At 63.8% G+C, this 23,154-nt stretch carries 19 protein-coding genes; 13 read left to right on the plus strand and 6 right to left on the minus strand.

Annotated elements, in window-relative coordinates; all coding sequences use genetic code 11:
• Window positions 1–215 precede the first annotated feature (215 nt).
• The 4 genes from ACXZ1M_RS15760 to ACXZ1M_RS15775 all read left to right on the plus strand — a co-directional run bounded on the left by ACXZ1M_RS15760 (window position 216) and on the right by ACXZ1M_RS15775 (window position 7,355).
• Window positions 216–1,247 carry an efflux RND transporter periplasmic adaptor subunit gene (locus tag ACXZ1M_RS15760; RefSeq protein ID WP_459048614.1) on the plus strand — a complete coding sequence of 344 codons (1,032 nt, stop codon included), beginning with the start codon at window positions 216–218 and terminating at the stop codon, window positions 1,245–1,247.
• Window positions 1,248–1,250: 3 nt separating this feature from the next.
• Window positions 1,251–4,400 carry an efflux RND transporter permease subunit gene (locus ACXZ1M_RS15765; protein ID WP_459048615.1) on the plus strand — a complete coding sequence of 1,050 codons (3,150 nt, stop codon included), beginning with the start codon at window positions 1,251–1,253 and terminating at the stop codon, window positions 4,398–4,400.
• 69 nt (window positions 4,401–4,469) lie between these two features.
• Window positions 4,470–6,347 (plus strand): FAD/NAD(P)-binding protein, encoded by a 1,878-nt coding sequence (locus ACXZ1M_RS15770; RefSeq protein WP_459048616.1) that lies wholly within the window; start codon window positions 4,470–4,472, stop codon window positions 6,345–6,347.
• Window positions 6,348–6,452: 105 nt separating this feature from the next.
• Complete coding sequence (locus tag ACXZ1M_RS15775; protein WP_459048617.1) at window positions 6,453–7,355, plus strand: hypothetical protein; 903 nt, start codon at window positions 6,453–6,455, stop codon at window positions 7,353–7,355.
• A gap of 7 nt (window positions 7,356–7,362) precedes the next feature.
• Here the strand turns inward: ACXZ1M_RS15775 and ACXZ1M_RS15780 are convergent, their stop codons facing one another.
• The 3 genes from ACXZ1M_RS15780 to yihA form a co-directional block, all read right to left on the minus strand.
• The gene (locus ACXZ1M_RS15780) at window positions 7,363–8,289 is read right to left on the minus strand and encodes a GGDEF domain-containing protein (protein ID WP_459048618.1); all 927 of its coding nucleotides are present in this window, start codon (window positions 8,287–8,289) and stop codon (window positions 7,363–7,365) included.
• A 79-nt stretch (window positions 8,290–8,368) separates the two neighbouring features.
• A complete protein-coding gene (gene hemB / locus ACXZ1M_RS15785; RefSeq protein WP_459048619.1) occupies window positions 8,369–9,376 on the minus strand; it encodes a porphobilinogen synthase in 1,008 nt (335 codons plus the stop codon).
• Window positions 9,369–10,085, minus strand: coding sequence for a ribosome biogenesis GTP-binding protein YihA/YsxC (yihA, locus tag ACXZ1M_RS15790; RefSeq protein WP_459048620.1), 717 nt, complete (start codon window positions 10,083–10,085; stop codon window positions 9,369–9,371). The genes hemB and yihA overlap by 8 nt, the downstream gene beginning before the upstream one ends.
• A 149-nt stretch (window positions 10,086–10,234) precedes the next feature.
• Here yihA and ACXZ1M_RS15795 point away from each other — a divergent pair, with 149 nt between their 5' ends.
• The 6 genes from ACXZ1M_RS15795 to ACXZ1M_RS15820 all read left to right on the plus strand — a co-directional run bounded on the left by ACXZ1M_RS15795 (window position 10,235) and on the right by ACXZ1M_RS15820 (window position 16,815).
• Window positions 10,235–10,903: a c-type cytochrome gene (locus tag ACXZ1M_RS15795; protein ID WP_459048621.1), complete on the plus strand. Its 669-nt coding sequence runs from the start codon at window positions 10,235–10,237 to the stop codon at window positions 10,901–10,903.
• 107 nt (window positions 10,904–11,010) lie between these two features.
• Window positions 11,011–13,092, plus strand: coding sequence for a cytochrome c biogenesis protein ResB (locus tag ACXZ1M_RS15800; RefSeq protein WP_459048622.1), 2,082 nt, complete (start codon window positions 11,011–11,013; stop codon window positions 13,090–13,092).
• Window positions 13,093–13,104: 12 nt separating this feature from the next.
• Window positions 13,105–14,259 (plus strand): c-type cytochrome biogenesis protein CcsB, encoded by a 1,155-nt coding sequence (ccsB, locus tag ACXZ1M_RS15805; RefSeq protein WP_459048623.1) that lies wholly within the window; start codon window positions 13,105–13,107, stop codon window positions 14,257–14,259.
• A gap of 70 nt (window positions 14,260–14,329) precedes the next feature.
• Window positions 14,330–15,304, plus strand: a complete 975-nt coding sequence (gene msrP, locus ACXZ1M_RS15810) for a protein-methionine-sulfoxide reductase catalytic subunit MsrP (RefSeq protein ID WP_459048624.1) — start codon at window positions 14,330–14,332, stop codon at window positions 15,302–15,304.
• Window positions 15,304–15,912, plus strand: coding sequence for a protein-methionine-sulfoxide reductase heme-binding subunit MsrQ (locus ACXZ1M_RS15815; RefSeq protein WP_459048625.1), 609 nt, complete (start codon window positions 15,304–15,306; stop codon window positions 15,910–15,912). The genes msrP and ACXZ1M_RS15815 overlap by 1 nt, the downstream gene beginning before the upstream one ends.
• A gap of 9 nt (window positions 15,913–15,921) precedes the next feature.
• Window positions 15,922–16,815 (plus strand): hypothetical protein, encoded by an 894-nt coding sequence (locus tag ACXZ1M_RS15820; RefSeq protein WP_459048626.1) that lies wholly within the window; start codon window positions 15,922–15,924, stop codon window positions 16,813–16,815.
• An 18-nt stretch (window positions 16,816–16,833) separates the two neighbouring features.
• Here the strand turns inward: ACXZ1M_RS15820 and lysA are convergent, their stop codons facing one another.
• Both lysA and lptM read right to left on the minus strand, forming a co-directional pair.
• Complete coding sequence (gene lysA, locus ACXZ1M_RS15825) at window positions 16,834–18,108, minus strand: diaminopimelate decarboxylase (RefSeq protein ID WP_459048627.1); 1,275 nt, start codon at window positions 18,106–18,108, stop codon at window positions 16,834–16,836.
• Window positions 18,109–18,117: 9 nt separating this feature from the next.
• A complete protein-coding gene (lptM, locus tag ACXZ1M_RS15830) occupies window positions 18,118–18,273 on the minus strand; it encodes an LPS translocon maturation chaperone LptM (RefSeq protein WP_459048628.1) in 156 nt (51 codons plus the stop codon).
• A gap of 43 nt (window positions 18,274–18,316) precedes the next feature.
• Here lptM and cyaY point away from each other — a divergent pair, with 43 nt between their 5' ends.
• Window positions 18,317–18,646 (plus strand): iron donor protein CyaY, encoded by a 330-nt coding sequence (cyaY, locus tag ACXZ1M_RS15835; protein ID WP_459048629.1) that lies wholly within the window; start codon window positions 18,317–18,319, stop codon window positions 18,644–18,646.
• A gap of 84 nt (window positions 18,647–18,730) precedes the next feature.
• On the opposite strand, the gene ACXZ1M_RS15840 is transcribed toward cyaY, so the two are convergent.
• Window positions 18,731–21,088, minus strand: coding sequence for a penicillin-binding protein 1A (locus ACXZ1M_RS15840; RefSeq protein ID WP_459048630.1), 2,358 nt, complete (start codon window positions 21,086–21,088; stop codon window positions 18,731–18,733).
• 329 nt (window positions 21,089–21,417) lie between these two features.
• Here ACXZ1M_RS15840 and ACXZ1M_RS15845 point away from each other — a divergent pair, with 329 nt between their 5' ends.
• A complete protein-coding gene (locus tag ACXZ1M_RS15845; protein ID WP_459048631.1) occupies window positions 21,418–22,494 on the plus strand; it encodes a pilus assembly protein PilM in 1,077 nt (358 codons plus the stop codon).
• Window positions 22,494–23,144 (plus strand): PilN domain-containing protein, encoded by a 651-nt coding sequence (locus ACXZ1M_RS15850; protein ID WP_459048632.1) that lies wholly within the window; start codon window positions 22,494–22,496, stop codon window positions 23,142–23,144. Before ACXZ1M_RS15845 ends, ACXZ1M_RS15850 begins: the two co-directional genes overlap by 1 nt.
• The last annotated feature ends 10 nt before the right edge of the window (window positions 23,145–23,154 follow it).

A 23,154-nucleotide genomic window follows, 5' to 3' on the forward strand; every position in this document is an offset into this window, starting at 1 on the left:
AAACTGCCCGGCGGTAATACTGTTGCAGTTTTTCTCGTACATACTATGCGACAATATTTCGCCTTATTCAGGGCGGCAATGTTTCTGATGTAAAAATTATTATTAGAAAAATGAAAAAATCTTCCTTAGCACTCCTGGTAGGCGCGGTACTCGTAATCGGCGGCGGCGTTTGGTATCTGATGCCCCACGGTGCGACGCCGGCCGCCGGCGGTAAAATGAACGGCCCACAAGGCCCGACCACGGTCAGCATCGTCGCCCCGAAACGCCAGGATGTACCGGTAGTCTTGCAGGCGAATGGCACCGTGACCCCGATCAGCACCGTCGACCTGCACCCGCAGACCACCGCCACCATCGCCAAGGTGCACATCAAGGAAGGCCAGTTTGTTAAATCCGGTGAGCTGATGTTCACACTGGACGATCGCAGCGAGCGCGCCAACGTGGACAAGGCGCAGGCCCAGGTCGAGCGCGACCGCGCCGCGCTGGCCGACTACGAGCGCCAGTACAAGCGCGCGCAGGAACTGCTGGAGCAGAAATTCATCGCCCAGAACGCCGTCGACACGCTCAAGAGCCAGGTCGATTCGGCCCGCGCGCTGCTCAACGCCGACATCGCCGCCGCCCGTTCGGCCAGCGTCGACGCCAGCTACACCGCGATCCGCGCGCCGATGACCGGCCGCGTCGGCGCCATCAACGTTTATCCGGGCAGTCTGGTGCAGATGACCACCTTGCTGACTTCGGTCACCCAGCTCGATCCGATCACGGTCGCCTTCACGCTGCCGGAAACCGCGCTGGCCGGCCTGATGGCGGCCCAGCGCGAAGGCGCGGTGCCGGTGCAGGTCAAGCTCGACAACTCGACCTTGGCCGTGAACGGCAAGCTCAGCTTCATCGACAACACGGTCGATCCGGTGGCCGGCGTGATCCGGGTGAAAGCCCAGTTCGACAACAAGGACACCAGCCTGTGGCCGGGCCAGTACGTCAACACCCAGCTCATTTCGCACGTCATAAAAGATGCGACGGTGATCCCGCAAAACGCTATCATTAGCAACACCCGGGGCACCTTCGTCTATGCGGTCGACAAGGACCAATCCGCCAAGGTGGTGAATATCAAGCGCTTGCACGCGTTTGGCGAAAGCGCCGCCGTGACCGGGCTCAATGGCGATGAACAGGTCATCGTTGACGGCAAGCAGAACCTGCGGCCGGGCGGCAAGGTGCGCATCGCCACCGCCGATGGTACTAAGCAGAAAGGCTAATCAATGAACCTTTCCGAATTGTGCATCCGCCGTCCCGTGATGGTGGTGCTGCTGTCGGCCTCGCTGATCCTGGCCGGCGTGCTGTCGTACTTCTACATCCCGGTAGCGGCGCTGCCCAGCTATAACACGCCGGTCATCAACGTCTCGGCCGACTTGCCGGGCGCTTCGCCGGACACCATGGCGTCTTCGGTGGCGCTGCCGCTGGAGAAACAGTTTTCCACCATCGCCGGCCTGGCGCTGATCACCTCCACCAACACGCTCGGCAATTCCTCGCTGACCCTGGAGTTCGATCCGAGCGTCAACGTCAACGAAGCGGCGGTCGACGTGCAGGCGGCGCTGTTGCGCGCCCAGCGCCAGTTGCCGGTCGAGATGACCGACCTGCCGTCCTACCGCAAGGTCAACCCTGCCGATGCGCCGGTGCTGTTCATGACCATGAATTCGCCATCGCTGACCCTGTCGGAGCTGAACGACTACGCGGAAAACCTGATCGCCCCCAGCCTGTCGACCCTGCCGGGCGTAGCCCAGGTATCGGTCAACGGCCAGAAGCGTTTCGCCGTGCGCATCCGCGCCAAGTCGGACCTGATGAACGCGCGCAACCTCACGCTGGACGAGTTGCAGCAGGCGATCAAATCGGCCAACGCCAACACCCCGCTCGGCATCCTGGACGGCCCGAGCCAGACGCTGACCATCACCGGCAACGCCCAGCTGATGAAGGCCTCCGACTACGCCAACCTGATCATCGCCCAGCGCAACGGCGAATCGGTGCGCCTGCGCGACGTGGCCGACGTACAGGATAGCTTCCAGTCGACCAAGGCCGCCGGCAGCTACAACGGCGAGCGCTCCATCGTGCTGCTGGTGCAGCGCCAGCCGGACGCCAACACCGTGCAGGTGGTGGATGGCGTGCGCCGCCTGCTGCCGCAGTTCAAGGCCCAGTTGCCAGCGTCGATCAACATCAACCTGGTCAACGACCGCTCGGTGTCGATCCGCGAAGCGATTCACGACGTCAACCTGACCCTGCTGCTGACGGTGGGCCTGGTGGTGATGGTGATTTTCCTGTTCCTGCGCCGCGCCGCCGCCACCTTCATTCCGGCCATCACCATGCCGATCTCGCTGCTCGGTGCGCTTGCGCTGCTGTATGCCTTCGGCTACTCGCTGGACAACGTCTCGCTGCTCGGCATCACGCTGGCCGTGGGCCTGGTGGTCGATGACGCCATCGTGGTGCTGGAAAACATCGTGCGCCACATCGAGATGGGCAAGCGGCCGCTGGAGGCCTCGCTGGTGGGCGCCAAGGAAATGGGCTTCACCATCATCTCGATTTCCGTCTCGCTGGTGGCGGTGTTCATTCCGATCTTCTTCATGCCGGGCGTGATCGGCCTGATGTTCCACGAATTCGCCGTGGTGGTGGCGCTGTCGGTGCTGGTGTCGGCGGCGGTGTCGCTGATGCTGGTGCCGATGCTGGCCAGCCGCCTGCTGCCGGCCGACGCCATCGACCCTGAGCACGACAAGGGCAACTTCATCGGCCGCTGGTTCGAAGCCGGTTTCGGTGCACTGCGCAACTTCTACGCCCGCACGCTGGATACGGCGCTGCGCTTCCGCTTCATCGTGCTGCTGGCCGCGCTGGGCACCTTCGTGCTGACGGTGGTGTTGTACATCACGATTCCAAAAGGCTTTTTCCCGGAGGAAGACCTGGGCCAGATCCGCGTCAACACCGAGGCCTCGGAAGACATTTCCTCGGCCGCGCTGCTGGAGCTGCAGGAAAAGGTGGCCGCCGTCATCAAGGCCGACCCGAACGTGCAGGACGTCACTTCCTTCGTCGGCGGCGGCAACACCGGCCGCATGTTCATGGTGCTCAAGCCGCGCAACCAGCGCCAGAAAATGCCGCAGGTGCTCGACAGCCTGCGCAAGGCCACCAAGCAGGTGCCCGGCATCTCGGTCTACCTGAGCCCGGTGCAGAACTTGCAGCTCGGCGGCCGCCAGTCCAAGAGCCGCTACCAGTACACGCTGCAATCGGTCAGCCCCGGCGCGCTCAATGAGTGGGCCGAGAAGTACATGGACCGCATGCGCGCCGATCCGGACTTCCGCGACGTCACCAGCGATTCGCAGAACAAAGGCCTGCAGGCTTCGCTGAAGATCGACCGCGACAAGGCCAACAGCCTGGGCGTGGCCATCAGCGACATCCGCACCGCGCTCTACCTGGCCTTTGGCGAGCGCCAGGTGTCGACCATCTATTCGCCGGCCGCCAGCTATTACGTGATCCTGGAAGCGGCCGACGCTGATCGCCAGTTCGACAGCGCGCTGACCAAAATCTCGGTGCGCAACAAGACCGGCCAGCTGGTGCAGCTGTCCAGCTTTGCCACCGTGGAGCGCACCATCGGCCCGACCGCCGTCAATCACCAGGGCCAGCTGCAGGCGATCACGCTGTCGTTCAACCTGGCGCCGGACGTGCCACTGGGCACCGCCACCGGCAAGATCGACGCCTGGGCCGCCGACATGCACCTGCCGCCGTCCATCATCACCAACTACGGCGGCGACGCGGCGGTGTTCCAGAGTTCGCAAGGCAGCCAGCTGATCCTGATCCTGGCCGCGCTGGGCGTGATCTACGTGCTGCTGGGTGTGTTGTACGAGAGCTACATCCACCCGCTGACCATCCTGGCCGGCCTGCCGTCGGCGGCGGTGGGCGCGCTGATCACGCTGCGCCTGTTCAATCTGGACCTGACCATGATCGCCATCATCGGTATTTTGATGCTGATCGGTATCGTCAAGAAGAACGCCATCATGATGATCGACTTCGCGCTGCACGCGCAGCGCAACCAGGGCATGACGCCGGAGCAGGCGATCCGCGAGGCCTGCATCCTGCGCTTCCGCCCGATCATGATGACCACCATGGCCGCGCTGATGGGCGCCTTGCCGATCGCCCTCGGCCTGGGCGCCGGCGCCGAGCTGCGCCAGCCGCTGGGCCTGGCGGTGGTGGGCGGCCTGATCTTCTCGCAAGTGATCACGCTGTACATCACGCCCGTGATTTACTTGTTCCTCGATAAGTACAGTGGCACCGGCCCGATGCTGGATGCGGAAATCGACGCCGACAAGGCCATTCCGCCGGTCCAGCACGAGGCCGTGCACGCGGTTCCGCTGAAGGCCGTGAACAAGCATTGAGCGGTGACAAGTTGATTTGAAGTCGTCTCTTTATCATGAGCAAGTTGTTCATGATAAAGAGGCGATCAGATGAAACGCACCAGTATCACCATCATCGGCATGGGCCCGCGCGGACTCAGCGTTTTTGAGCGTCTGGCCGCCGTGGCTGCGGCCCGCCAACTCCTGCTCGACATCACCCTCATCGATCCCGGCGACTGCGGCGCTGGCGTGCACGCCGCACGCCAGCCGCAGCATTTGCTGATCAACACGCTGGCCAGCCAGGTCACCATGTTTCCGGCCCCCAGCGCCGTGCGCTACGCGCCGGTGTGCCCAGCGCCCTCCCTGACGGCCTGGGCGCGGCAGATGGGTTATCGCCGCGTAGGCGAGCGCTACTACCGCTTGGGCGGCCATGGCGGCTACGACATCACGGACGGCGACTACCTGCCACGCAGCCTGCTGGGCGAATACTTGGCCTGGGTCTACCAGCAGGTCGCGGCGGCGCTGCCTGCTGGCGTCTCGCTCACCCATCACCGCCTGCGCGCGGTGGACCTGCGCCGCCAGCCGGACGGCGGCTTCGTGGTCGAGCTGGAGACCGGCTACATCGTCTGCAGCGATTTCGTTTTCCTGACCACTGGCCACGGCGCCAACCTGCCCAGCGACCTGGACGCCTGGCTGGCCAAGTTCGCGCAGGATCACGCGCGCTACAACAGCAAGCTGGCCTTCGTGCGCCAGGTCTATCCGGTGGAGCAGCTGTCGCGCATCGGCGCCGGCGCCCGGGTGGCGATCCAGGGCCTGGGCCTGAGCGCGCACGACGTCATCGCCGACCTGACGGTGGGGCGGGGCGGCGAATTCATTTCGGACGGCGAGGGGCTGCGCTACCAGCCTTCGGGGCGCGAACCGCAGTTGACGTTGTGTTCGCGCAACTGCTTGCCGTATGCGGCGCGCGGCGTGAACCAGAAGGGCGTGGACGGCCGCCACCAGCCGCGCTGGTTCACGCCGGACGCGGTGGCGGCGCTGCGGCGCCAGGCGCTGATGACGCGTGGCAGCCCACAGCTCGATTTCGATCGCGAGCTGCTGCCCCTGCTCAAGCGCGAGATGGCCGAGGTCTATCACGCCACGCCGGGCGCCGTCGCCATCGATGAGGACACGCTGTTCGCCACGCTGTTGTTTCCCTTGCAGGACCGGCAATTCGCCTCGCTGGCCGAATTCAGCGCCTACTTCCGCGACTGGCTTCGCGACGATCTGGCGCAGGCGCGGCAAGGCAATCTTGCCAGTCCGGCCAAGGCCGCCACCGACGTGCTGCGCGACGTGCGCGCCACCTTGCAGGCGGCCATCGAGCATGGCGGGCTAACGCCGGGCTCGCACCGCAAATTCCTCAACGTCTACCACCCGGCCATCAACCGCGCCGCGTTCGGGCCGCCGCTGCGGCGCAACCAGGAGTTGCTGGCGCTGCTGGACGCCGGCGTGGTGGCGATCCGTTCCGGCCCCGGCAGCCGCATCGAAATCGATGAAAACGACTCGACCTATGTGTTGAGCACCAAATTTGCGGGCGGCGTGGAAAACCAGCCGGTCGACGTGGTCGTTATTGCAAGATTGGACGGATTTTTCCCCGAAACCGATACATCATTACTTATCCGTAATATGTTAAAACGCGGGCTGTTCCGGCCTTATTACAACGGCGTGTTCCATCCGGGCGGCATCGACATCAACCGCGACGGCCAGCCGCTCGACCGCCAGGGGGAGGTGCTGTCGAATCTGTGGGCGCTGGGCTACCCGGTCGAGGGCGCGCATTACTACACCTATGCGCTGCCCCGGCCGCTGATGCGGTCGCGGCAGGTGCTCGATGCGGACCGTTGCGTGGCCATGATGGTGGCGCAGATGGCGCAAAATCCGCGTCGCGCCGGGCGTCGCCGCAAGGGGCCGGATACATACGGTAACACCCATCAAGACGGGGAACTTGTAAAGTGAATACCCTGGTGCTGGTATCATGCTGTGGCATCGGTTCCCAAAATAGCGGGACTCTGGCACTATTGCCCCATTTTGACGAATTCAGCGCTTCCCAAGGTCTGCATCTTGCATCACGACTCCCACATTCTTACGGCAAATTCCGAATACTGCGAAACCTGCGGCCAGCGCCTGCCGTCGGCGCAGGACGGTTACGCCGTTTGGGAACGCAAGTCGAAAAACAACCGCATCGGCATCGGTATCTCGATCGGCCTGCACTTGCTGGGCGTGCTGTACTACCTGCTGGTGCCGTCGCCGGCGCCGACCAAGTCGGCCCCGCCCAAGGGCGGCCAGATGGTCTACATCGCGCCCTTGCCTGAGAAGAAAGTCCCCAACAAGCCGGTCACCAAGCCTCAACCGGCCACGGCCGCCAAACCGCCGCCGCGCAAGCAGGTGGTGTCGAAGGACACGCCGCAGGCCGTGCGGCCCAAGCTGGAAACCTATGTGCCGCCGGTGCAGGCCACCATGACGCCGCCGCCCGAGCAGGATATGTCGGAAATGATCGCCAAGCGCCGCGCCGCACGTGAATCGCAGAACCCGCAACCGGCGCCGCCGGCCCCGGTGGAGAGCGACGCCGAGCGCGCCAACCGCATCGCCAAGGCCAACATCGCGCGCTCCAACGGCGCCGGCCAGAGCAGCGGCGCCGACAAGGACGATACCGGCGGGGTATTCCAGGTCAACAAGAGCTTCCGTAGCGCCGAGGTGAAATTCCGTGGCTGGAACACCAACTTCAAGCGCAACTGGCTGCAGCAGATTCACGTGGAGCAGGGCGCCGAGCAGGATATCGAGACGGCGGTGGCCAAGGAAATGATCAAGATCATCCGCAAGGAAAAGCAGGGCGACTTCCAGTGGGAATCGCGCCGCCTGGGCAAGGTCGTGACGCTGAGCGCGCGTCCGGAAGACGAAAAAGAATTGATGGCCTTCCTGCTCAAGGAAATGTTCCCCGAATACACCCGGGGCGGCTCGCGCTGACCGGCGCCTAGCCGGCCTCCAGGTAGCGGTCGCGGCCTTCGGCCTTGGCGCGGTACAGCGCCGCATCGGCGCGCTGCAGCAGGCAGGTCATGGTTTCATTCGGCCGGCTGTAGGCCACCCCGGCCGAGCAGGTGTAGCGCATGGCGGGATCGGCCTCCAGCGGTGCGCTGGCGCGTACCGCCGCCAGCAGCCGGTCCAGCAGCTGGCCCGCCACCTCCGGCGTGGCGCCCGGCATCACCAACAGGAATTCCTCCCCGCCCAGGCGGCCGGCCAGGTCATCGCGCCGGGCATGGGTCTGCAACTGGCCGGCGAAATGCTTGAGGATCAGGTCGCCGACGTCGTGGCCGCGGCTGTCGTTGATGCGCTTGAAGAAATCGAGATCCAGTATCGCCAGCGCGGCGGCGGCGCCGCCGTCCAGCAAGGCTTCGGTTTTTTGCGTCAGGTAGCGCCGGTTGCTCAGGCCGGTCAGGGGATCGGACATGGCGTCCTTCAGCGCGGTGTCGCGCTGCTGGCGCAGCTGCCGCCAGTCGGTCGACAGCTCGCTGACGTCGGTGATTACGCACAGCATCGAGCCGCCCGGCAGCGTGGTTTCCGTGGTCACCACTTTGCGGCCGTCGAACATCTCGGTCTCGATCATGCGGTAGGGAAGCTTGCCGCGCCGCGAGCGCGCCGAGGTCAGCCAGGTCTCGAAGTCGCAGGTGTCGATCATGGTCCCGTGCGAGCGCGCATAGCCCTGGCGCATCAGCTCGACCCAGCTTGGATAGGCGTCCGCTTCCAGGCCCAGCGTGGTGCGGAAGGCGGCGTTGGCGTAGCACAACGTGTCGGTGACATCGAACAGGCCGAAGCCTTGTTGCGAGACGCCGACCAGCGTCATCAGTTGTGCCGCAAGCTGATGCTCAGGCAGGTTGTTGGGCACATCGTCGGGCATTGCCATGGTCTCATAAATATTTCCTGAGGTTATTCTATGATTCCCGCTGGCGCCCGACATTAAACTAGTTGAATCGTGCCGGCGCTCACGCCCCCTTGAGCTTGCGGGCGACGTCGAGCGCGAAGTAGGTCAGCACGCCGTCGGCGCCGGCGCGCTTGAAGGCCAGCAGCGATTCCATCATCACCTTGTCATGATCGAGCCAGCCGTTTTGCGCGGCCGCCTTGATCATCGCGTATTCGCCGCTGACCTGGTAGGCGAAGGTCGGCACCTTGAATTCGTCCTTCACGCGGCGCACGATGTCGAGGTAGGGCATGCCCGGCTTGACCATCACCATGTCCGCGCCTTCGGCCAGGTCCAGGCCCACTTCGCGCAGTGCTTCGTCGCCGTTGGCCGGGTCCATCTGGTACTGGTTCTTGTCGCCCTTGCCCAAGTTGGCGGCCGAGCCGACCGCGTCGCGGAACGGGCCGTAGAAGGCCGACGCGTACTTGGCCGAGTAAGCCATGATGCGCGTGTGGATGTGGCCCGCCGCTTCCAGCGCGGCGCGGATGGCGCCGATGCGGCCGTCCATCATGTCCGACGGCGCCACCACGTCCACGCCCGCTTCCGCATGGCACAGTGCCTGGCGGATCAGCATGTCGGTGGTGATGTCGTTGATGACGTAACCGTTGTCGTCGATCAGGCCGTCCTGGCCGTGGCTGGTGTACGGATCGAGCGCGATGTCGGTCAGCACGCCCAGCTCGGGGAAGGCTTGTTTCAAAGTGCGCACCGCGCGCGGCACCAGGCCTTCCGGATTGGTCGCCTCGATGCCGTCCGGCGTTTTCTTCGCCACGTCGATCACCGGGAACAGCGCCAGCACCGGAATGCCGAGCGCCACGCATTCCTCCGCCACCTTCAGCAGCAGGTCCACCGACACCCGCTCCACGCCCGGCATCGACGCCACCGCTTCGCGCTGGTGCGTGCCCTCCAGGATGAAGACCGGGTAGATCAGGTCGGCCGGGGTGACGATGTTTTCGCGCATCAGCGCGCGCGAAAACGGATCACGGCGCATGCGGCGCATGCGGATGGCGGGAAATTGTGCGGCGTGCTTACTCATTCGTTTCGCTTCCTACGTCAGGGGCCGGGGTGTCGTCGGCCTCGTCGTCGATCAGGCCGGCCAGTTCCAGGATTTTGTCGTTGGCTTCGTCGATGCCCACGCGCTTCATGGCGGAGAACAATTGCACCGTGAACGGGAAGCCTTCGCCGTCTTCGTCGACGTAGCTTTCCAGCTTGGCTTTCGCCTGGCGCAGCACGTTGATCGATTCGTTGCGGTTCAACTTGTCAACCTTGGTCAGGATGCAATGAATCGGTTTGCCGGTCGGGGCGAACCATTCCAGCATCTGCACGTCGAGGTCGGTGAACGGGCGGCGCGAGTCCATGATCAGGATCAGCGCGGCCAACTGGTCGCGGCGTTGGACGTAGTCGCCCAGCAGGCGCTGCCAGTGCAGCTTTGCCGAGCCCGACACTTCGGCGTAGCCGTAGCCGGGCAAGTCCACCAGCAGGCACTGGATTTCGTCGACGATGGTCGGGTCCTTGCGGTGCTGCGCCACGTGCGCGCCACCGATGGAGAAGAAGTTGATGTGCTGGGTACGGCCAGGTGTCTTGGAGGCGAACGCCAAGCCTTTCTGATTACATAAAATATTGATGGCGGTCGATTTACCGGCATTGGAGCGACCTGCAAACGCGATCTCCGGCACCTGGGTGTCGGGGAGTTCGCGTAGTTGGTTTACGGTCGTGAAAAAACGGGCTTGCCAGAGTTTGGACATGGGGATTGGGGAAAAAGCAACAGTTTAAAGCAGGAATTTTTTTAAGCTATTGTACAATGAGTGGTTACCGAGTGCTTCTATGCACGGTTTGGTGCTTGCCGCGGGACACTTTGGTGCATAACTTTTTAGACTCCTTCTAGGGTGCTTTAATGAATAGTGTGTTTTCACCGTTAGTAAAATCCCTGTTTGTCGCATTGTTGGCCGTGTCGGCCACCGCTTCCGCTGAAGACAAGAAGCCGGCCCAGCCAGCCGCTGCGAAAATCGATCCCGCCAAAGGCGCCTCGCTGTACACCGATGGCGACAACGCCCGTGGTCTGCCGGCCTGCGTGTCCTGTCACGGCGCAGGTGGCAACTCCACCATCGCCGTCAATCCAAGGCTGGCGGGCCAGCACGAAGGCTATCTGTACAAGCAGCTGGTGAACTTCACCACCGCCGACCGCAACCAGCCGGTAATGACCACCTACGCCAAGATGCTGACCGACGAGGAAAAGCACAACGTGGCGGCGTGGCTGGTGACGCAGGCGCCTAAGCCGGGCGCAGCCAAGAACAAGGATACGATCGAGCTGGGTAAGAAGATCTATCGTGGCGGCATCGCCGAGAAGAGCGTACCGGCCTGCGCCAGCTGTCACGGCGCCACCGGCGGCGGCATTCCGGCGCAATATCCACGCCTGTCGGGCCAGCACCAGGACTACACGGTCGCCCAGCTCGGCCTGTTCAAGGCCGGCAGCCGCAAGAGCGCGGAGATGGCCACCATCGCCAAGCGCATGTCCGACGAGGAAATGAAGGCCGTGGCCGATTACGTGGCGGGCCTGAAATAAACTCAGTGCCAGTGAGCGATTGAAAGAAGAGGGCGGCTGCAGGTGCGGGCTGCCCTTTTTGTTGGTATGCTGCCGCTGCCACTATATTTTTGAGAATCCGAGTCCGCATGAGTAGCCCCAGCACCACCGGCATCCAGCTGAACACGCGTCGTCCCCTCGTCGGTGAAGTCGTTGAACTGATTTCCTCCATGCGCTTCGCCATCGCCCTGCTGGCGATGATCGCCATCGCCGCCGTGATCGGCACGGTGATGAAGCAGGGCGAGGCCAGCACCAACTACATCAACCAGTTCGGCCCGTTCTGGTACGAGGTGTTCCGCAAGATCGGCCTGTACGGCGTGTACTCGGCCTGGTGGTTCCTGCTGCTGATGGGCGCGCTGGTGACCTCGACCACGCTGTGCATCGTGCGCAACGCGCCCAAGATGATGAAGGACATGCGCAGCTGGCGCGAGAACGTGCGCGAGCAGTCGCTGCTGAACTTCCACCACAAGATGCAATGGCGGTCGCCGCTGGCGCGCGCCGCGCTGGCGCAGCAGAGCGCCGCGCGCCTGAAGGACGCCGGCTACCAGGTCAAGCTGGTGGAGAAGGACCACGGCACGCTGGTGGCCGCCAAGCAGGGCGCGGCCAACAAGTTCGGCTACATCTTCGCCCACTCGGCGATCGTGATCATCTGCCTGGGCGGCCTGCTTGATTCGGACATCCCGATCCGCCTGCAGGAATGGTTCCTCGGCAAGACGCCGTTCAACGGCAGCGGCCTGATCGCGCAAATCCCGGCGCAGCACCGCCTCGGCACCAGCAATCCCACCTTCCGTGGCAACACCATGATTCCGGAAGGGCAGAACAGCAACACCGCCATCCTGAGCCGTCCCGACGGCGTGCTGATCCAGGAACTGCCGTTCACCATCAACCTGAAAAAATTCACCATCGACTTCTACAGCACCGGCATGCCCAAGCTGTTCGCCAGCGATGTCGAGGTGCGCGACAGCGAAACCGGCGAAACGGTCAAGGCCACCATCGAGGTCAATAAGCCGCTGATCTTCAAGGGCGTGGCCATCTACCAGTCCAGCTTTGAAGACGGCGGCAGCAAGCTCAGGATGACCGGCTTCCCCATGGCCGGCACCGACAGCAAGCGCTTCGAACTGGCCGGCGAAGTCGGCAGCACTACGCCGCTGAACGAGGCCTACACCGTCGAGTGGTCGGGCTTCCGTCCGTTCAACGTGGAAAACGTCGGCCCGACCGAAGATCCGCGCGCGGTGAAGAAGGGCAAGAGCCTGCAGGAAGAACTGGGCCAGCACATGGGTTCGGCCGGCAAGAACGCCAACAACAAAGACCTGAAGAACGTCGGCCCGAGCGTCAGCTACAAGCTGCGCGACAAAACCGGCCAGGCGCGCGAATACCAGAACTACATGCAGCCGGTAACGGTGGACGGCGCCACCGTGTTCCTGGCCGGCATGCGCGCCAACCCTTCGGACAATTTCAGCTACCTGCGCATTCCTGCCGACGACGCCCACGGCGTGACCGAATGGATGCGCCTGCGCGCGGCGTTGCAAGACCCGGCCCTGCGCACCGCCGCCGCCCAACGTTACGCCGAGCGCGCCACGCCGCAGTCGGCCAAGGGCGACGCCCTGCGCACGCAACTGCAGGCCTCGGCCGAGAAGAGCCTGTCGATCTTCGCCGGCAGCGAGAAATCGGCCGGCTTCGTGGCCATTTCGCAGTTCCTTGAGAAGATCCCGGCGGCCGAGCAGGAAAAGGCTGCCGACGTGGTCATGAAGATCCTCAACGGCAGCCTGTGGGACCTGTGGCAGGCGGCCCGCGCCAAGGATGGCCTGGACCCGGTGACCGAGGACGAAGGCCATGCCCGCTTCCTGCAACTGGCCACCAACGCCCTGTCGGACGCGTTCTTCTACGGCGCGCCGGTCTATTTGCAACTTGAAGATTTCATCCACGTGCAGGCCTCGGTGTTCCAGGTGACCCGCTCGCCGGGCAAGAACGTGGTTTACCTCGGCTGCCTGTTCCTGGTGCTGGGCGTGTTTGCCATGTTCTACATCCGCGAGCGCCGCCTGTGGATCTGGATCAAGGACGAGGCCGGCGGCGCCAGCGAGGCGCTGATGGCCATGAGCACCCAGCGCAAAACGTTGGACTTCGAGCGTGAATTCGCCACACTGAAAGAAAAGCTGCCACAATCGGCTTAAGCAGGAGAAACTATGGAACTGACCCAATCCCAGCAAACCTATCAGCAGGCGCCCGGCTACTTCAAGCGCCTGACCGTGACCGACTGGCTGTTCGCGCTGGCCCTCCTGGCCGGCTCGGTCTACGGCCTGAACCGCTACGGCCACTTCATGGACGTCTACGAGCAGGCCATCCTGCTGCTGGCCGCGCCGACCTTCGCCACGCTGGGCTGGCACTGGAAGCCGGTGCGCTGGCTGATGCCGCTGATCGCCTTGCTGTCGCTGTGGGCCATCTTCATGTACGCCGGCCAGCTCGACAACGGCAGCAAGAAATTCTGGCTGCGCATGATGCTGTCGAGCCAGTCGGCGGTGCTATGGATGAGCGTGATGTTCGTGATCTCCACCGTGTTCTACTGGATCGGCTTTGCCGGCCGCTCGGCTGCGGCGTCGAGCATCGGCTCCAAGTTGGCCTGGGCCGGCGTGGTGCTGGGCTGGACCGCGATGATGGTGCGCTGGTTCGAGTCCTACCTGATCGGCGCCGACGTCGGCCATATCCCGGTCTCGAACCTGTACGAAGTGTTCATCCTGTTCTCGCTGATCACCGCCATGTTCTACCTGTACTTCGAGCAGCGCTACGCCACCCGCCAGATGGGTCCGTTCGTGTTGTTGATCATCTCGGCGGCCATCGGTTTCCTGATGTGGTACACCACTTCGCGCAACGCGGCCGACATCCAGCCGCTGCTGCCGGCGCTGCAAAGCTGGTGGATGAAAATCCACGTACCAGCCAACTTCATCGGTTACGGCAACTTCGCGTTGGCGGCCATGGTGGCTTCGGCCTACCTGCTGAAAACCTCGGGCTACCTGAAGGACCGCCTGCCGTCGGAAGAAGTGCTGGACGACGTGATGTACAAGGCCATCTCGGCCGGCTTCGCCTTCTTCACCATCGCCACCATCCTGGGTGCGCTGTGGGCGGCGGAAGCGTGGGGTGGCTACTGGTCGTGGGATCCGAAGGAAACCTGGGCCCTGATCGTCTGGCTCAATTACGCAGCCTGGCTGCACATGCGCCTGATGAATGGCCTGCGCGGCCGTCCGGCGGCGTGGTGGGCGCTGGTGGGCCTGCTGGTGACGACGTTTGCCTTCCTGGGTGTGAACATGTTCCTGTCCGGCCTGCACTCCTACGGTAAGTTGTAAACGGAAGTTTAATATTCGTTCCCGGAGATTGGTGTAAGGTTCAGCCTTAGACCAATCTTCTGGAGCCGACATGCTGATCAAGCGCAGTGCCAATGGCATCGACCTGCCATATTCCTCGGAAATCACGCCGCGCGAAGTGTACGAGTCGCGCCGCAGCTTCATGAAACAGATCGCCATGGGCGCGATCGGCAGCGCGGCGCTGCTGGAGATGGCCAACCGCGAAGCCTTCGCGCAAACCGGCGCCAAGCTGCCGGCCAAGCTCAACCCGGCCTATTCGGCGCTGGACAAGCAGACGCCGTTCAAGGACGCCACCAACTACAACAACTTCTACGAATTCGGCACCGACAAGAGCGAGCCTGCCATGAACGCGGGCACGCTGAAGACGCGGCCGTGGACGGTCACCATCGAGGGCGAGGTCAAGAAGCCGATGACGCTCGACATCGATGCGCTGCTCAAGCTGGCGCCGCTGGAAGAGCGCGTCTACCGCCTGCGCTGCGTGGAGGGCTGGTCGATGGTGATTCCGTGGATCGGCTACTCGTTCTCCGAGATCATCAAGAAGGTCGAGCCGACCGGCAACGCCAAGTACGTGGAATTCATCACCCTGGCCGACAAGAAGCAGATGCCGGGCGTGGGCAGCCGCGTGCTGCAATGGCCGTACACCGAAGGCCTGCGCATCGACGAAGCCAACCATTCGCTGGCGCTGCTGACCTTCGGCATGTACGGCGACGTGCTGCCGAACCAGAACGGCGCACCGGTACGCATGGTGCTGCCGTGGAAATACGGCTTCAAGTCGGCCAAGTCCATCGTCAAGATCCGCTTCGTGAAAGACCAGCCGCGCACCTCGTGGAACCTGTCGGCGCCAAGCGAGTACGGCTTCTATTCGAACGTGAATCCGGACGTGGACCACCCGCGCTGGTCGCAGGCTTCCGAACGCCGCATCGGCGAGGACGGCTTCCTGGCGCGCAAACGCAAGACCCTGATGTTCAACGGCTACAACGACGTCGCGCCGCTGTACGCCGGCATGGACCTGAAGAAGTTCTACTGATGCTGAGCGCCAAACAGGTCAGCTGGCTGAAGGGCGCCGTCTTCGCGCTGGCGCTGGTTCCCTTGCTGCGCATGGTGTACCTGACGGTGACCGACCAACTGGTCGATCCGCTGGAATTCATCACGCGCGGCACGGGCGACTGGACCTTGTACTTCCTGTGCATCACGCTGGCGGTGACGCCGCTGCGCAAGCTGAGCGGCTGGAACTGGCTGATCAAGCTGCGCCGCATGCTGGGCCTGTACACCTTCTTCTACGGCCTGCTGCACTTCACGACTTTCCTGTGGTTCGACCATTTCTTCGATGTGCAGGCGATGTGGAAGGATGTCTTGAAGCGGCCCTTCATCACGGTCGGCTTCATCGCCTTCGTGCTGCTGATCCCGCTGGCGCTGACCAGCACCAACGGCATGATCAAGCGCCTGGGCGGCAAGCGCTGGCAATGGCTGCACCGCCTGATCTACGTGATCGCCCCATTGGCCATCCTGCACTTCTGGTGGATGAAAGCGGGCAAGCACAACTTCACCCAGCCTATCATCTTCGGCACGGTGCTCGGTGTGTTGTTGTTGGCACGTCTCTACTGGTGGGTGACAACGCGGCGCAACATGGCATAGACTGCATTCATGCAGTCTTCTTACAAGTCGAATCCTCTGCCGCGCCGCAGCATGCTGCTGGCGCTGGCATCGCTGGCGCTGGGCGCACGGCCTGCGCACGCGGCGGCCCCGGTCATGGCCTACCGTTACTGGGACTGGGGGCGCACGCCCCGACGCGACGATTACCAGGCCGCGGCGCTGACGCTGGCGCTGGAAAAGACCATATCCAGCCATGGGCCATTTTCCCTCATCCGCGTGACGGACACCATGAGCACCACGCGCGTGCATCGCGAAATCCACGAGGGCCAGCGCCTGAATGTGCATGCCGGTCCCTGGCGCGATGTGAAGGCCGATGAGCCGCAAGCGCGCGGCATCCTGATCGACACCCCCATCCTGTCCGGCTTGCTCGGCTATCGTTTTCTGCTGGTGCGCAACGGCGAGTTGCCGGCCTTCAAAGCGATCACGGAGGCGGCCCAGCTCAAGCGGCTGGTGGCGGGTATGGGACGGGGCTGGGTCGACGCCACGATCTTGCGCCACAACGGTTACAAGGTGGAGGACAGCGGCAACGTGGCGACGCTGGTGGACATGCTGGTCAACAAACGCTTCGACTACCTGCCACTCAGCGCGACCGAGGCCGGTTCCATGTTGACGCCGGAGTTGGCGCTGGTGCCGGATCTGGTGATGTACTATCCGCTGCCGAGCTTCTTCTACGTCAGCGCCAGCGAACCCCGGCTGGCCGCGCGGCTAGCTAAAGGCATGGCCATGGCCAAGCGCGACGGTTCGCTCGACGAACTGACCGCGCGCCACTTTCAGAAAGAAATCAAACAGCTTAAATCCAGCACCATGCGTTGCCTGGTGCTGGCCAATCCCACCCTGCCGAAAGCCTACGCGGCGGAACCGCCCCTGCTGCTGCGCAAGCCGTAGCGCAGCGGGGCAGGGGGATTACTTGATGATGGATTCCAGCGCGTAGAGATCGGCTGGGTTTTCGCGCTGTCGCACCAGGTGTGGCACGGTGCCGTCGACGATCACCTCGGCCGCGCGGCCACGGGTGTTGTAGTTGGAGGCCATGGTCATGCCGTAGGCGCCGGCCGTGTGCATCACCAGCAGGTCGCCGGCTTCCACCGCCAGCGTGCGGTCGCGTGCCAGCCAGTCGCCCGATTCGCAGATCGGGCCGACCACGTCGTATTCCGCGCCGGCCTTGCCTTGCACCACCGGCTGCATGTCCATCCAGGCCTGGTACAGGGCCGGACGCGCCATGTCGTTCATCGCCGCGTCGACGATGCAGAAGTTCTTCTCTTCGCCGTGCTTGAGGAACTCCACCTTGGTCAGCAGCACGCCGGTGTCGCCGACGATCGAGCGGCCCGGTTCGAAGATGACCTTGATCGGCTTGCCGTCATGGCGTTCCGCACGCCAGGCGTCGATGCGCGCGAACACGCGGGCCAGGTAGGTGCCGACCGGCACCGGCTCGGATTCACCAGCCTCGCGGTAGTCGATGCCGATGCCGCCGCCCATGTCCAGGTGGTGCAGCTCGATGCCTTCCGCGCCGAGCGCGTCGATCAGCTCGATCAGGCGGTCCAGCGCTTCCAGCAGCGGCGCGTCGTCCAGCAGCTGCGAGCCGATGTGGCAGTCGATGCCGGCCACGTCCAGGTGCGGCAGGCTGGCGGCGGTGCGGTAGGTGGCCAGCGCATCGTCGAAGGCCACGCCGAACTTGCTGGCCTTGAGGCCGGTGGCGATGTACGGGTGGGTCTTCGGATCGACGTTCGGGTTCACGCGCAGCGAGATGCTGGCTTTCTTGCCCATGGCGCCTGCCACTTCGTTCAGGCGGTGCAGTTCCGGGATCGATTCGACGTTGAAGCACAGGATGTCGTGCGACAGCGCCAGGCGCATTTCTTCCACGCTCTTGCCCACGCCCGAGAAGATCACCTTGCGCGGGTCGCCGCCGGCCGCCAGCACGCGCAGCAGTTCGCCGCCGGAGACGATGTCGAAGCCGGCGCCCTGGCGTGCCAGCAGGTCCAGGATGGCCAGGTTGGAGTTGGCCTTCATGGCGTAGCACACCAGCGCGTCGCGGCCCTGGCAGGCGTCGGCGTAGGAGGCGAAGTTGCTCAGCAGCGCGGACTTGGAGTAGACATAGGTCGGCGTGCCGAATTGTTCGGCGATGGCGCTCAGCGCGACGCCTTCGGCGTGCAGCACGCCGTCTTTATACGAAAATTGCGACATAAGGATGAATTATTGTTGAGGAGCAGCGGTTTCGGAGGTGGGGGCAGGGGCATTCCCGCTCTTGGCAGGCTTGGCCGCTGGAGGCTTGGGCAGGTACAGCGGGCCGGGTTGGCCGCAGCCGCTCAGCAATACGCTCAGGATAATCAAACGGAGAGAGGACTTCACGATAAAATCACGGTTTATTTGAGATTAGATACTGGAGTGTAGCATGGGCGAATCAGAATTCCTGGCGCAGGCGGAAGCCACCCTCAACGCCATCGAGGCCGAACTGGACCGGTTGAACGACGAAGACGTGGTCGACGTCGAGTGCAGCCGCAGCGGCAATGTGCTGGAAGTCGAGTTCCTCGACAACGGCAGCAAGATCATCATCAACAGCCAGTCGGCCATGAAGGAGCTGTGGGTGGCCTCGCGTTCGGGCGGCTACCACTACAAGCAGATCGACGGCCGCTGGATCAACGGCCGTGACAACACCGAGCTGTACGCCTCCCTGTCCGAGATGGTCTCGGCCCAGGGCGGCGCCAAGGTCAAGCTCGGCTGACGTCATTCCCGCGCAAGCGGGAATCCATGCTGAGCGTGTGCCACCGGCGTTCCATAGGTTCCCGCCTGCGCGGGAACGACGGGCTTAGAACAGCTCGTTCTTGACGGCGTCCTTGGCCTTTTCCTCGGCCGGGGTGCCGTGCCCCGGCGCGTCGAGGTTGTTGACCCCGGCGCCCGGCGGATTTTCCGCATAGTAGTACTCATCCCCCACCAGCATCACGCCGTCCGGCACCGCCCGTTCCTCGATCGGGATGTTCTTCAGCGCCTTCTGCATGTAACCGATCCAGATCGGCAGCGCCAGGCCGCCGCCGGTTTCTCGGTTGCCCAGGTTCTTCGGCTGGTCGTAGCCGATCCAGGCGATGCCCACCAGCTTGGCCTGGTAGCCGGCGAACCAGGCGTCGATCGAATCGTTGGTGGTGCCGGTCTTGCCGGCGATGTCGCGCCGGCCCAGCACATTGGCCTTGGCCGCCGTGCCGAAGCGCACCACGTCCTTCATCATGCTGTCCATCAGGAAGGCGTTGCGCTCGTCGATCACGCGGTTCTTCTCGTCGCCCGCCACGTCCGGGTGCGCCTGCGACAGGATCTTGCCGTCGGCGTCGGTCACCTTGGAGATCAGGTAGGGCGTGACCTTGTAGCCGCCGTTGGCGAACACCGCGTAGGCGCCGGCCATCTGCAGCGGCGTCACGTTGCCCGCGCCCAGCGCCAGGGTCAGGTAGGGCGGGTTCTTGTCGGCGTCGAAGCCGAAGCGGGTGGCGTATTCCTGGCCGTACTTGGCGCCGATGCGGTGCAGGATGCGGATCGAGATCATGTTCTTGGACTTGGTCAAGCCCTTGCGCATGGTCATCGGGCCTTCATACTTGCCGTCGTAGTTCTTCGGTTCCCACGCCTGGCCGCCGGTCTGGCCGGCGTCGAACGAGATCGGCGCGTCGTTGATGACGGTGGCCGGCGACAGGCCGCGCTCCAGCGAAGCCGAATAGATGAAGGGCTTGAACGACGAGCCCGGCTGACGCCAGGCCTGGGTCACGTGGTTGAACTTGTTGCGGTTGTAGTCGAAGCCGCCGACCATGGCCTTGATGGCGCCGTCGGTGGTGCTGGCCGCAACGAAGGCCGATTCGATTTCCGGCATCTGCGCCACCAGCCAGTCCTTGCCTTCCTGCATGACGCGGATCACGGCGCCACGACGGATGCGTTTGTTCGGCGGGTTCTTGTCGCCCAGCCACGAGCGGCCCATCTCCAGGCCGGCGCCGCTGATCTTGATTTCTTCGCCCGAGGCGGTGACGGCGGTGATCAGCTGCGGCGTGGCGGCCAGCACCACGGCGGCGATGATGTCGTCGTTGTCCGGATGCTCGGCCAGCACGGTCTCGATGGCTTCGTCGGCGTCCTCTTTCCTGGCCGGGATGTCGATATACGCTTCCGGGCCGCGATAGGCGTGGCGGCGCTCGTAGTCCATCACGCCCTTGCGCAGCGCCAGGTAGGCGGCGTCCTGGTCGGCCTTGGTGATGGTGGTGAACACGTTCAGGCCGCGCGTGTAGGTGTCTTCCTTGAACTGCTCGTACACCAGCTGGCGGGCCAGCTCGGCCACGTACTCGGCGTGCACGCCGAACTCGCTGCTGTCGGTCTTGACCTTGAGCTCCTCGGCCTTGGCGGTTTCGAACTGTTTGTCGCTGATGTAGCCGAGCTGGTGCATGCGCTGCAGGATGTACTGCTGGCGCGTGCGTGCGCGCTTCGGATTGACCACCGGGTTGTAGGCCGACGGCGCTTTCGGCAGGCCGGCCAGCATGGCCGCCTCGGCCACGCTAATGTCGCGCAGATTTTTGCCGAAATAGATTTGGGCGGCCGACGAAAAACCGTAGGCGCGCTGGCCCAGGTAGATCTGGTTCATATAGACCTCGAGAATCTGGTCCTTGCTCAGGTTCTTCTCGATCTTCCAGGCCAGCAGCATTTCGTAGACCTTGCGCTTGATGGTCTGCTCGCTCGACAGGAAGAAGTTGCGCGCCACCTGCTGGGTGATGGTCGAAGCGCCCTGGCGGCCGCCGCCGCCGACGGCGTTGTGCACGGCCGCGCGCAGGATGCCCATGTAGTCGACGCCGCCGTGCTCGTAGAAGCGGTCGTCCTCGATGGCCAGCACGGCTTTCTTCATGACGTCGGGGATGTCCTTGATGCGCGCCAGGTTGCGGCGCTCTTCGCCGAACTCGCCGATCAGCACGTTATCGGCGGAGAAGATCCGCAGCGGCATCTTGGGACGGTAGTCGGTCAGTGTGTCGAGTTCGGGCAGGTTGGGGTAGGCCATCGCCAGGCCGAACACCACCAGCAGCACGCCGGTCAGCCCCAGTCCGGCCACCGACAGGCCGGCCATCAGCAGCAGGCGGCGTCCCTTGCGTGGTTTTTTGTCCGTTTTTTCCGACGGATTCGATGGAGGGGGTGTCGAATTGGAAGAGGCCATGCAGTGCGATCTTTCTATTGAATGTGCGGACCATTATAAGCCAGTGGCCCGGCGTTCCCTATGGCAGGAATATTTCCGCATGACCAACAAAACAACTCAGTTGTTTTGTTGGTCATGCGAGGGAAAATAAGTGTGGCGAAACCCTCACACCGCGTCAATTGTGCACAGTAGAAATATCTTTACACTTAAATAGACCCGTTTTAATGTACAGGCTGATATAAGTAATCTAAACGCTGGTTTTATAACGAGTTTCCTTTTATGCAAACAGTTCGACAGTGTGTTCGGATCCACTGCAAGACAGGCGCCAGCCATGGCGCCGGAGGACTCGTATGATCGATCTGAAGGCCCTGCTGGGCCAAGGCAACCCACCGTTGGTGGGCATCGACATCAGCACTTCCAGCGTGCGCCTGGTGGAGCTGGCGCAGGGCGCCAAGGGCGAGATCCGGCTGGAGCGCTACGCCGCCGAACCGCTGCCGCGCAACGCCGTCACCGACGGCAATATCGAAAACATGGACCAGGTGGTGGAAGCGGTGCGCCGGGTCTGGAAGAAAAGCGGCACCCGCGCCAGGCACGCCGCGCTGGGCATGCCGCCGGCTTCCGTCATCACCAAGAAAATCATCCTGCCCGCCGGCCTGCCGGAAGACCAGCTCGAAGTGCAGGTCGAATCCGAGGCCAGCCAGTACATCCCGTTCGCACTCGATGAAGTGAGCCTGGACTTCGACGTCATCGGTCCGGCCGCCAATTCGGCCGAGGATATCGAAGTCATGCTGGCCGCCTCGCGCCGCGAAAAGGTCGAGGACCGCGTGGCCATCGCCGAAGCCTCCGGCCTGAAAGCGACCGTGATGGACATTGAATCCTACGCCGCCCGCGCCGCGCTGGACCGCGTCACCGCGCAGTTGCCGGAAGCCGGTGCCGGCCAGGTGATCGCGCTGTTCCAGATCGGCGCCCAAGTGACCCATATTTCCGTTATGCTGGACGGCGTCACCGTCTACGAGCGCGAGCAGCCATTCGGCGGCAATACGCTGACCCAGGACATCGTGCGCAGCTACGGCCTGTCCTTCGACGAAGCCGAGGCGCGCAAGAAGACCGGCGACCTGCCGGAGAACTACCAGGCCGAACTGCTGATGCCGTTCCTGGAAAGCGCGGCGCTGGAAGTTACGCGCGCGATCCAGTTCTTCTACACCTCCACGCCCTACACGCGGGTCGACCAGCTGTTCCTGGCCGGCGGCTGCGCGCTGATCCCCGGCCTGCTGGAACTGGTGGCCAGCCGCACGCGCATTTCCAGCGCCGTGATCTCGCCGTTCAAAGGCATGCAGATCGGCGCCGCCGTGCGCGAATCGCAGCTGCGGCTGGACGCGCCGGCCTACCTTGTGGCCTGCGGCCTGGCCCTGCGGAGGTTCGACTGATGATACGGATTAACCTGCTGCCGCACCGCGAGGCCAGGCGCAAGCAAAAGAAGCAAGCCTTCTTCGCCATGCTGGCGCTGGGCGGCGTGGTGGGCATCGGCGTCGTGCTGCTGGTGGGCGGCTACAACGCGCGCGCCATCTCGATCCAGGAAGAACGCAACCAGGTGCTGAAGACGGCCATCGTCGGCCTTGATAAAAAAATCGCCGAGATCGCCACGCTGAAGCAGGAAATCGAAGCGCTGAAAGCGCGCCAGCAGGCGGTGGAGGATTTGCAGGGCGACCGCAACCAGCCGGTCTACCTGCTCGACGAACTGGTGCTGCAAACGCCGCCGGGCGTGTACCTGAAAGCCTTCAAGCAGGACGGCCAGAAGGTGGCCGTCAACGGCTATGCGCAGTCGCAGGAGCGCGTGTCCGAATTCCTGCGCAACCTGGCCGGCGTGTCGCCGTGGCTGGAGCGGCCCGACCTGGTGGAGGTCAAGTCGACCGGGCTGGGACAGGGCAAGACCGCGCGCAAGGTGGTGGAGTTCAACCTCAACGTCTTCATCAAGCGTCCGCGCGACAAGGACAAGCCGGAAGAGGGCGCCAAGGGCAAGCCGCCCGCCGCGCCCGGCTCAACCCCCGCCGCCGGCCTGCCGCCGGCCCGCGCCTAGGAGCCCATGC

The sequence above is a fragment of the Duganella paludis genome (assembly GCF_054461335.1).

Coding starts and splice junctions, on each gene's coding strand:
- ACXZ1M_RS15760 (WP_459048614.1), top strand. CDS start 216: ATGAACGGCCCACAAGGCCCGACCACGGTCAGCATCGTCGCCCCGAAA.
- ACXZ1M_RS15765 (WP_459048615.1), top strand. CDS start 1,251: ATGAACCTTTCCGAATTGTGCATCCGCCGTCCCGTGATGGTGGTGCTG.
- ACXZ1M_RS15770 (WP_459048616.1), top strand. CDS start 4,470: ATGAAACGCACCAGTATCACCATCATCGGCATGGGCCCGCGCGGACTC.
- ACXZ1M_RS15780 (WP_459048618.1), bottom strand. CDS start 8,289: ATGGCAATGCCCGACGATGTGCCCAACAACCTGCCTGAGCATCAGCTT.
- hemB (WP_459048619.1), bottom strand. CDS start 9,376: ATGAGTAAGCACGCCGCACAATTTCCCGCCATCCGCATGCGCCGCATG.
- yihA (WP_459048620.1), bottom strand. CDS start 10,085: ATGTCCAAACTCTGGCAAGCCCGTTTTTTCACGACCGTAAACCAACTA.
- ACXZ1M_RS15795 (WP_459048621.1), top strand. CDS start 10,235: ATGAATAGTGTGTTTTCACCGTTAGTAAAATCCCTGTTTGTCGCATTG.
- ACXZ1M_RS15800 (WP_459048622.1), top strand. CDS start 11,011: ATGAGTAGCCCCAGCACCACCGGCATCCAGCTGAACACGCGTCGTCCC.
- ccsB (WP_459048623.1), top strand. CDS start 13,105: ATGGAACTGACCCAATCCCAGCAAACCTATCAGCAGGCGCCCGGCTAC.
- msrP (WP_459048624.1), top strand. CDS start 14,330: ATGCTGATCAAGCGCAGTGCCAATGGCATCGACCTGCCATATTCCTCG.
- ACXZ1M_RS15815 (WP_459048625.1), top strand. CDS start 15,304: ATGCTGAGCGCCAAACAGGTCAGCTGGCTGAAGGGCGCCGTCTTCGCG.
- ACXZ1M_RS15820 (WP_459048626.1), top strand. CDS start 15,922: ATGCAGTCTTCTTACAAGTCGAATCCTCTGCCGCGCCGCAGCATGCTG.
- lysA (WP_459048627.1), bottom strand. CDS start 18,108: ATGTCGCAATTTTCGTATAAAGACGGCGTGCTGCACGCCGAAGGCGTC.
- cyaY (WP_459048629.1), top strand. CDS start 18,317: ATGGGCGAATCAGAATTCCTGGCGCAGGCGGAAGCCACCCTCAACGCC.
- ACXZ1M_RS15840 (WP_459048630.1), bottom strand. CDS start 21,088: ATGGCCTCTTCCAATTCGACACCCCCTCCATCGAATCCGTCGGAAAAA.
- ACXZ1M_RS15845 (WP_459048631.1), top strand. CDS start 21,418: ATGATCGATCTGAAGGCCCTGCTGGGCCAAGGCAACCCACCGTTGGTG.
- ACXZ1M_RS15850 (WP_459048632.1), top strand. CDS start 22,494: ATGATACGGATTAACCTGCTGCCGCACCGCGAGGCCAGGCGCAAGCAA.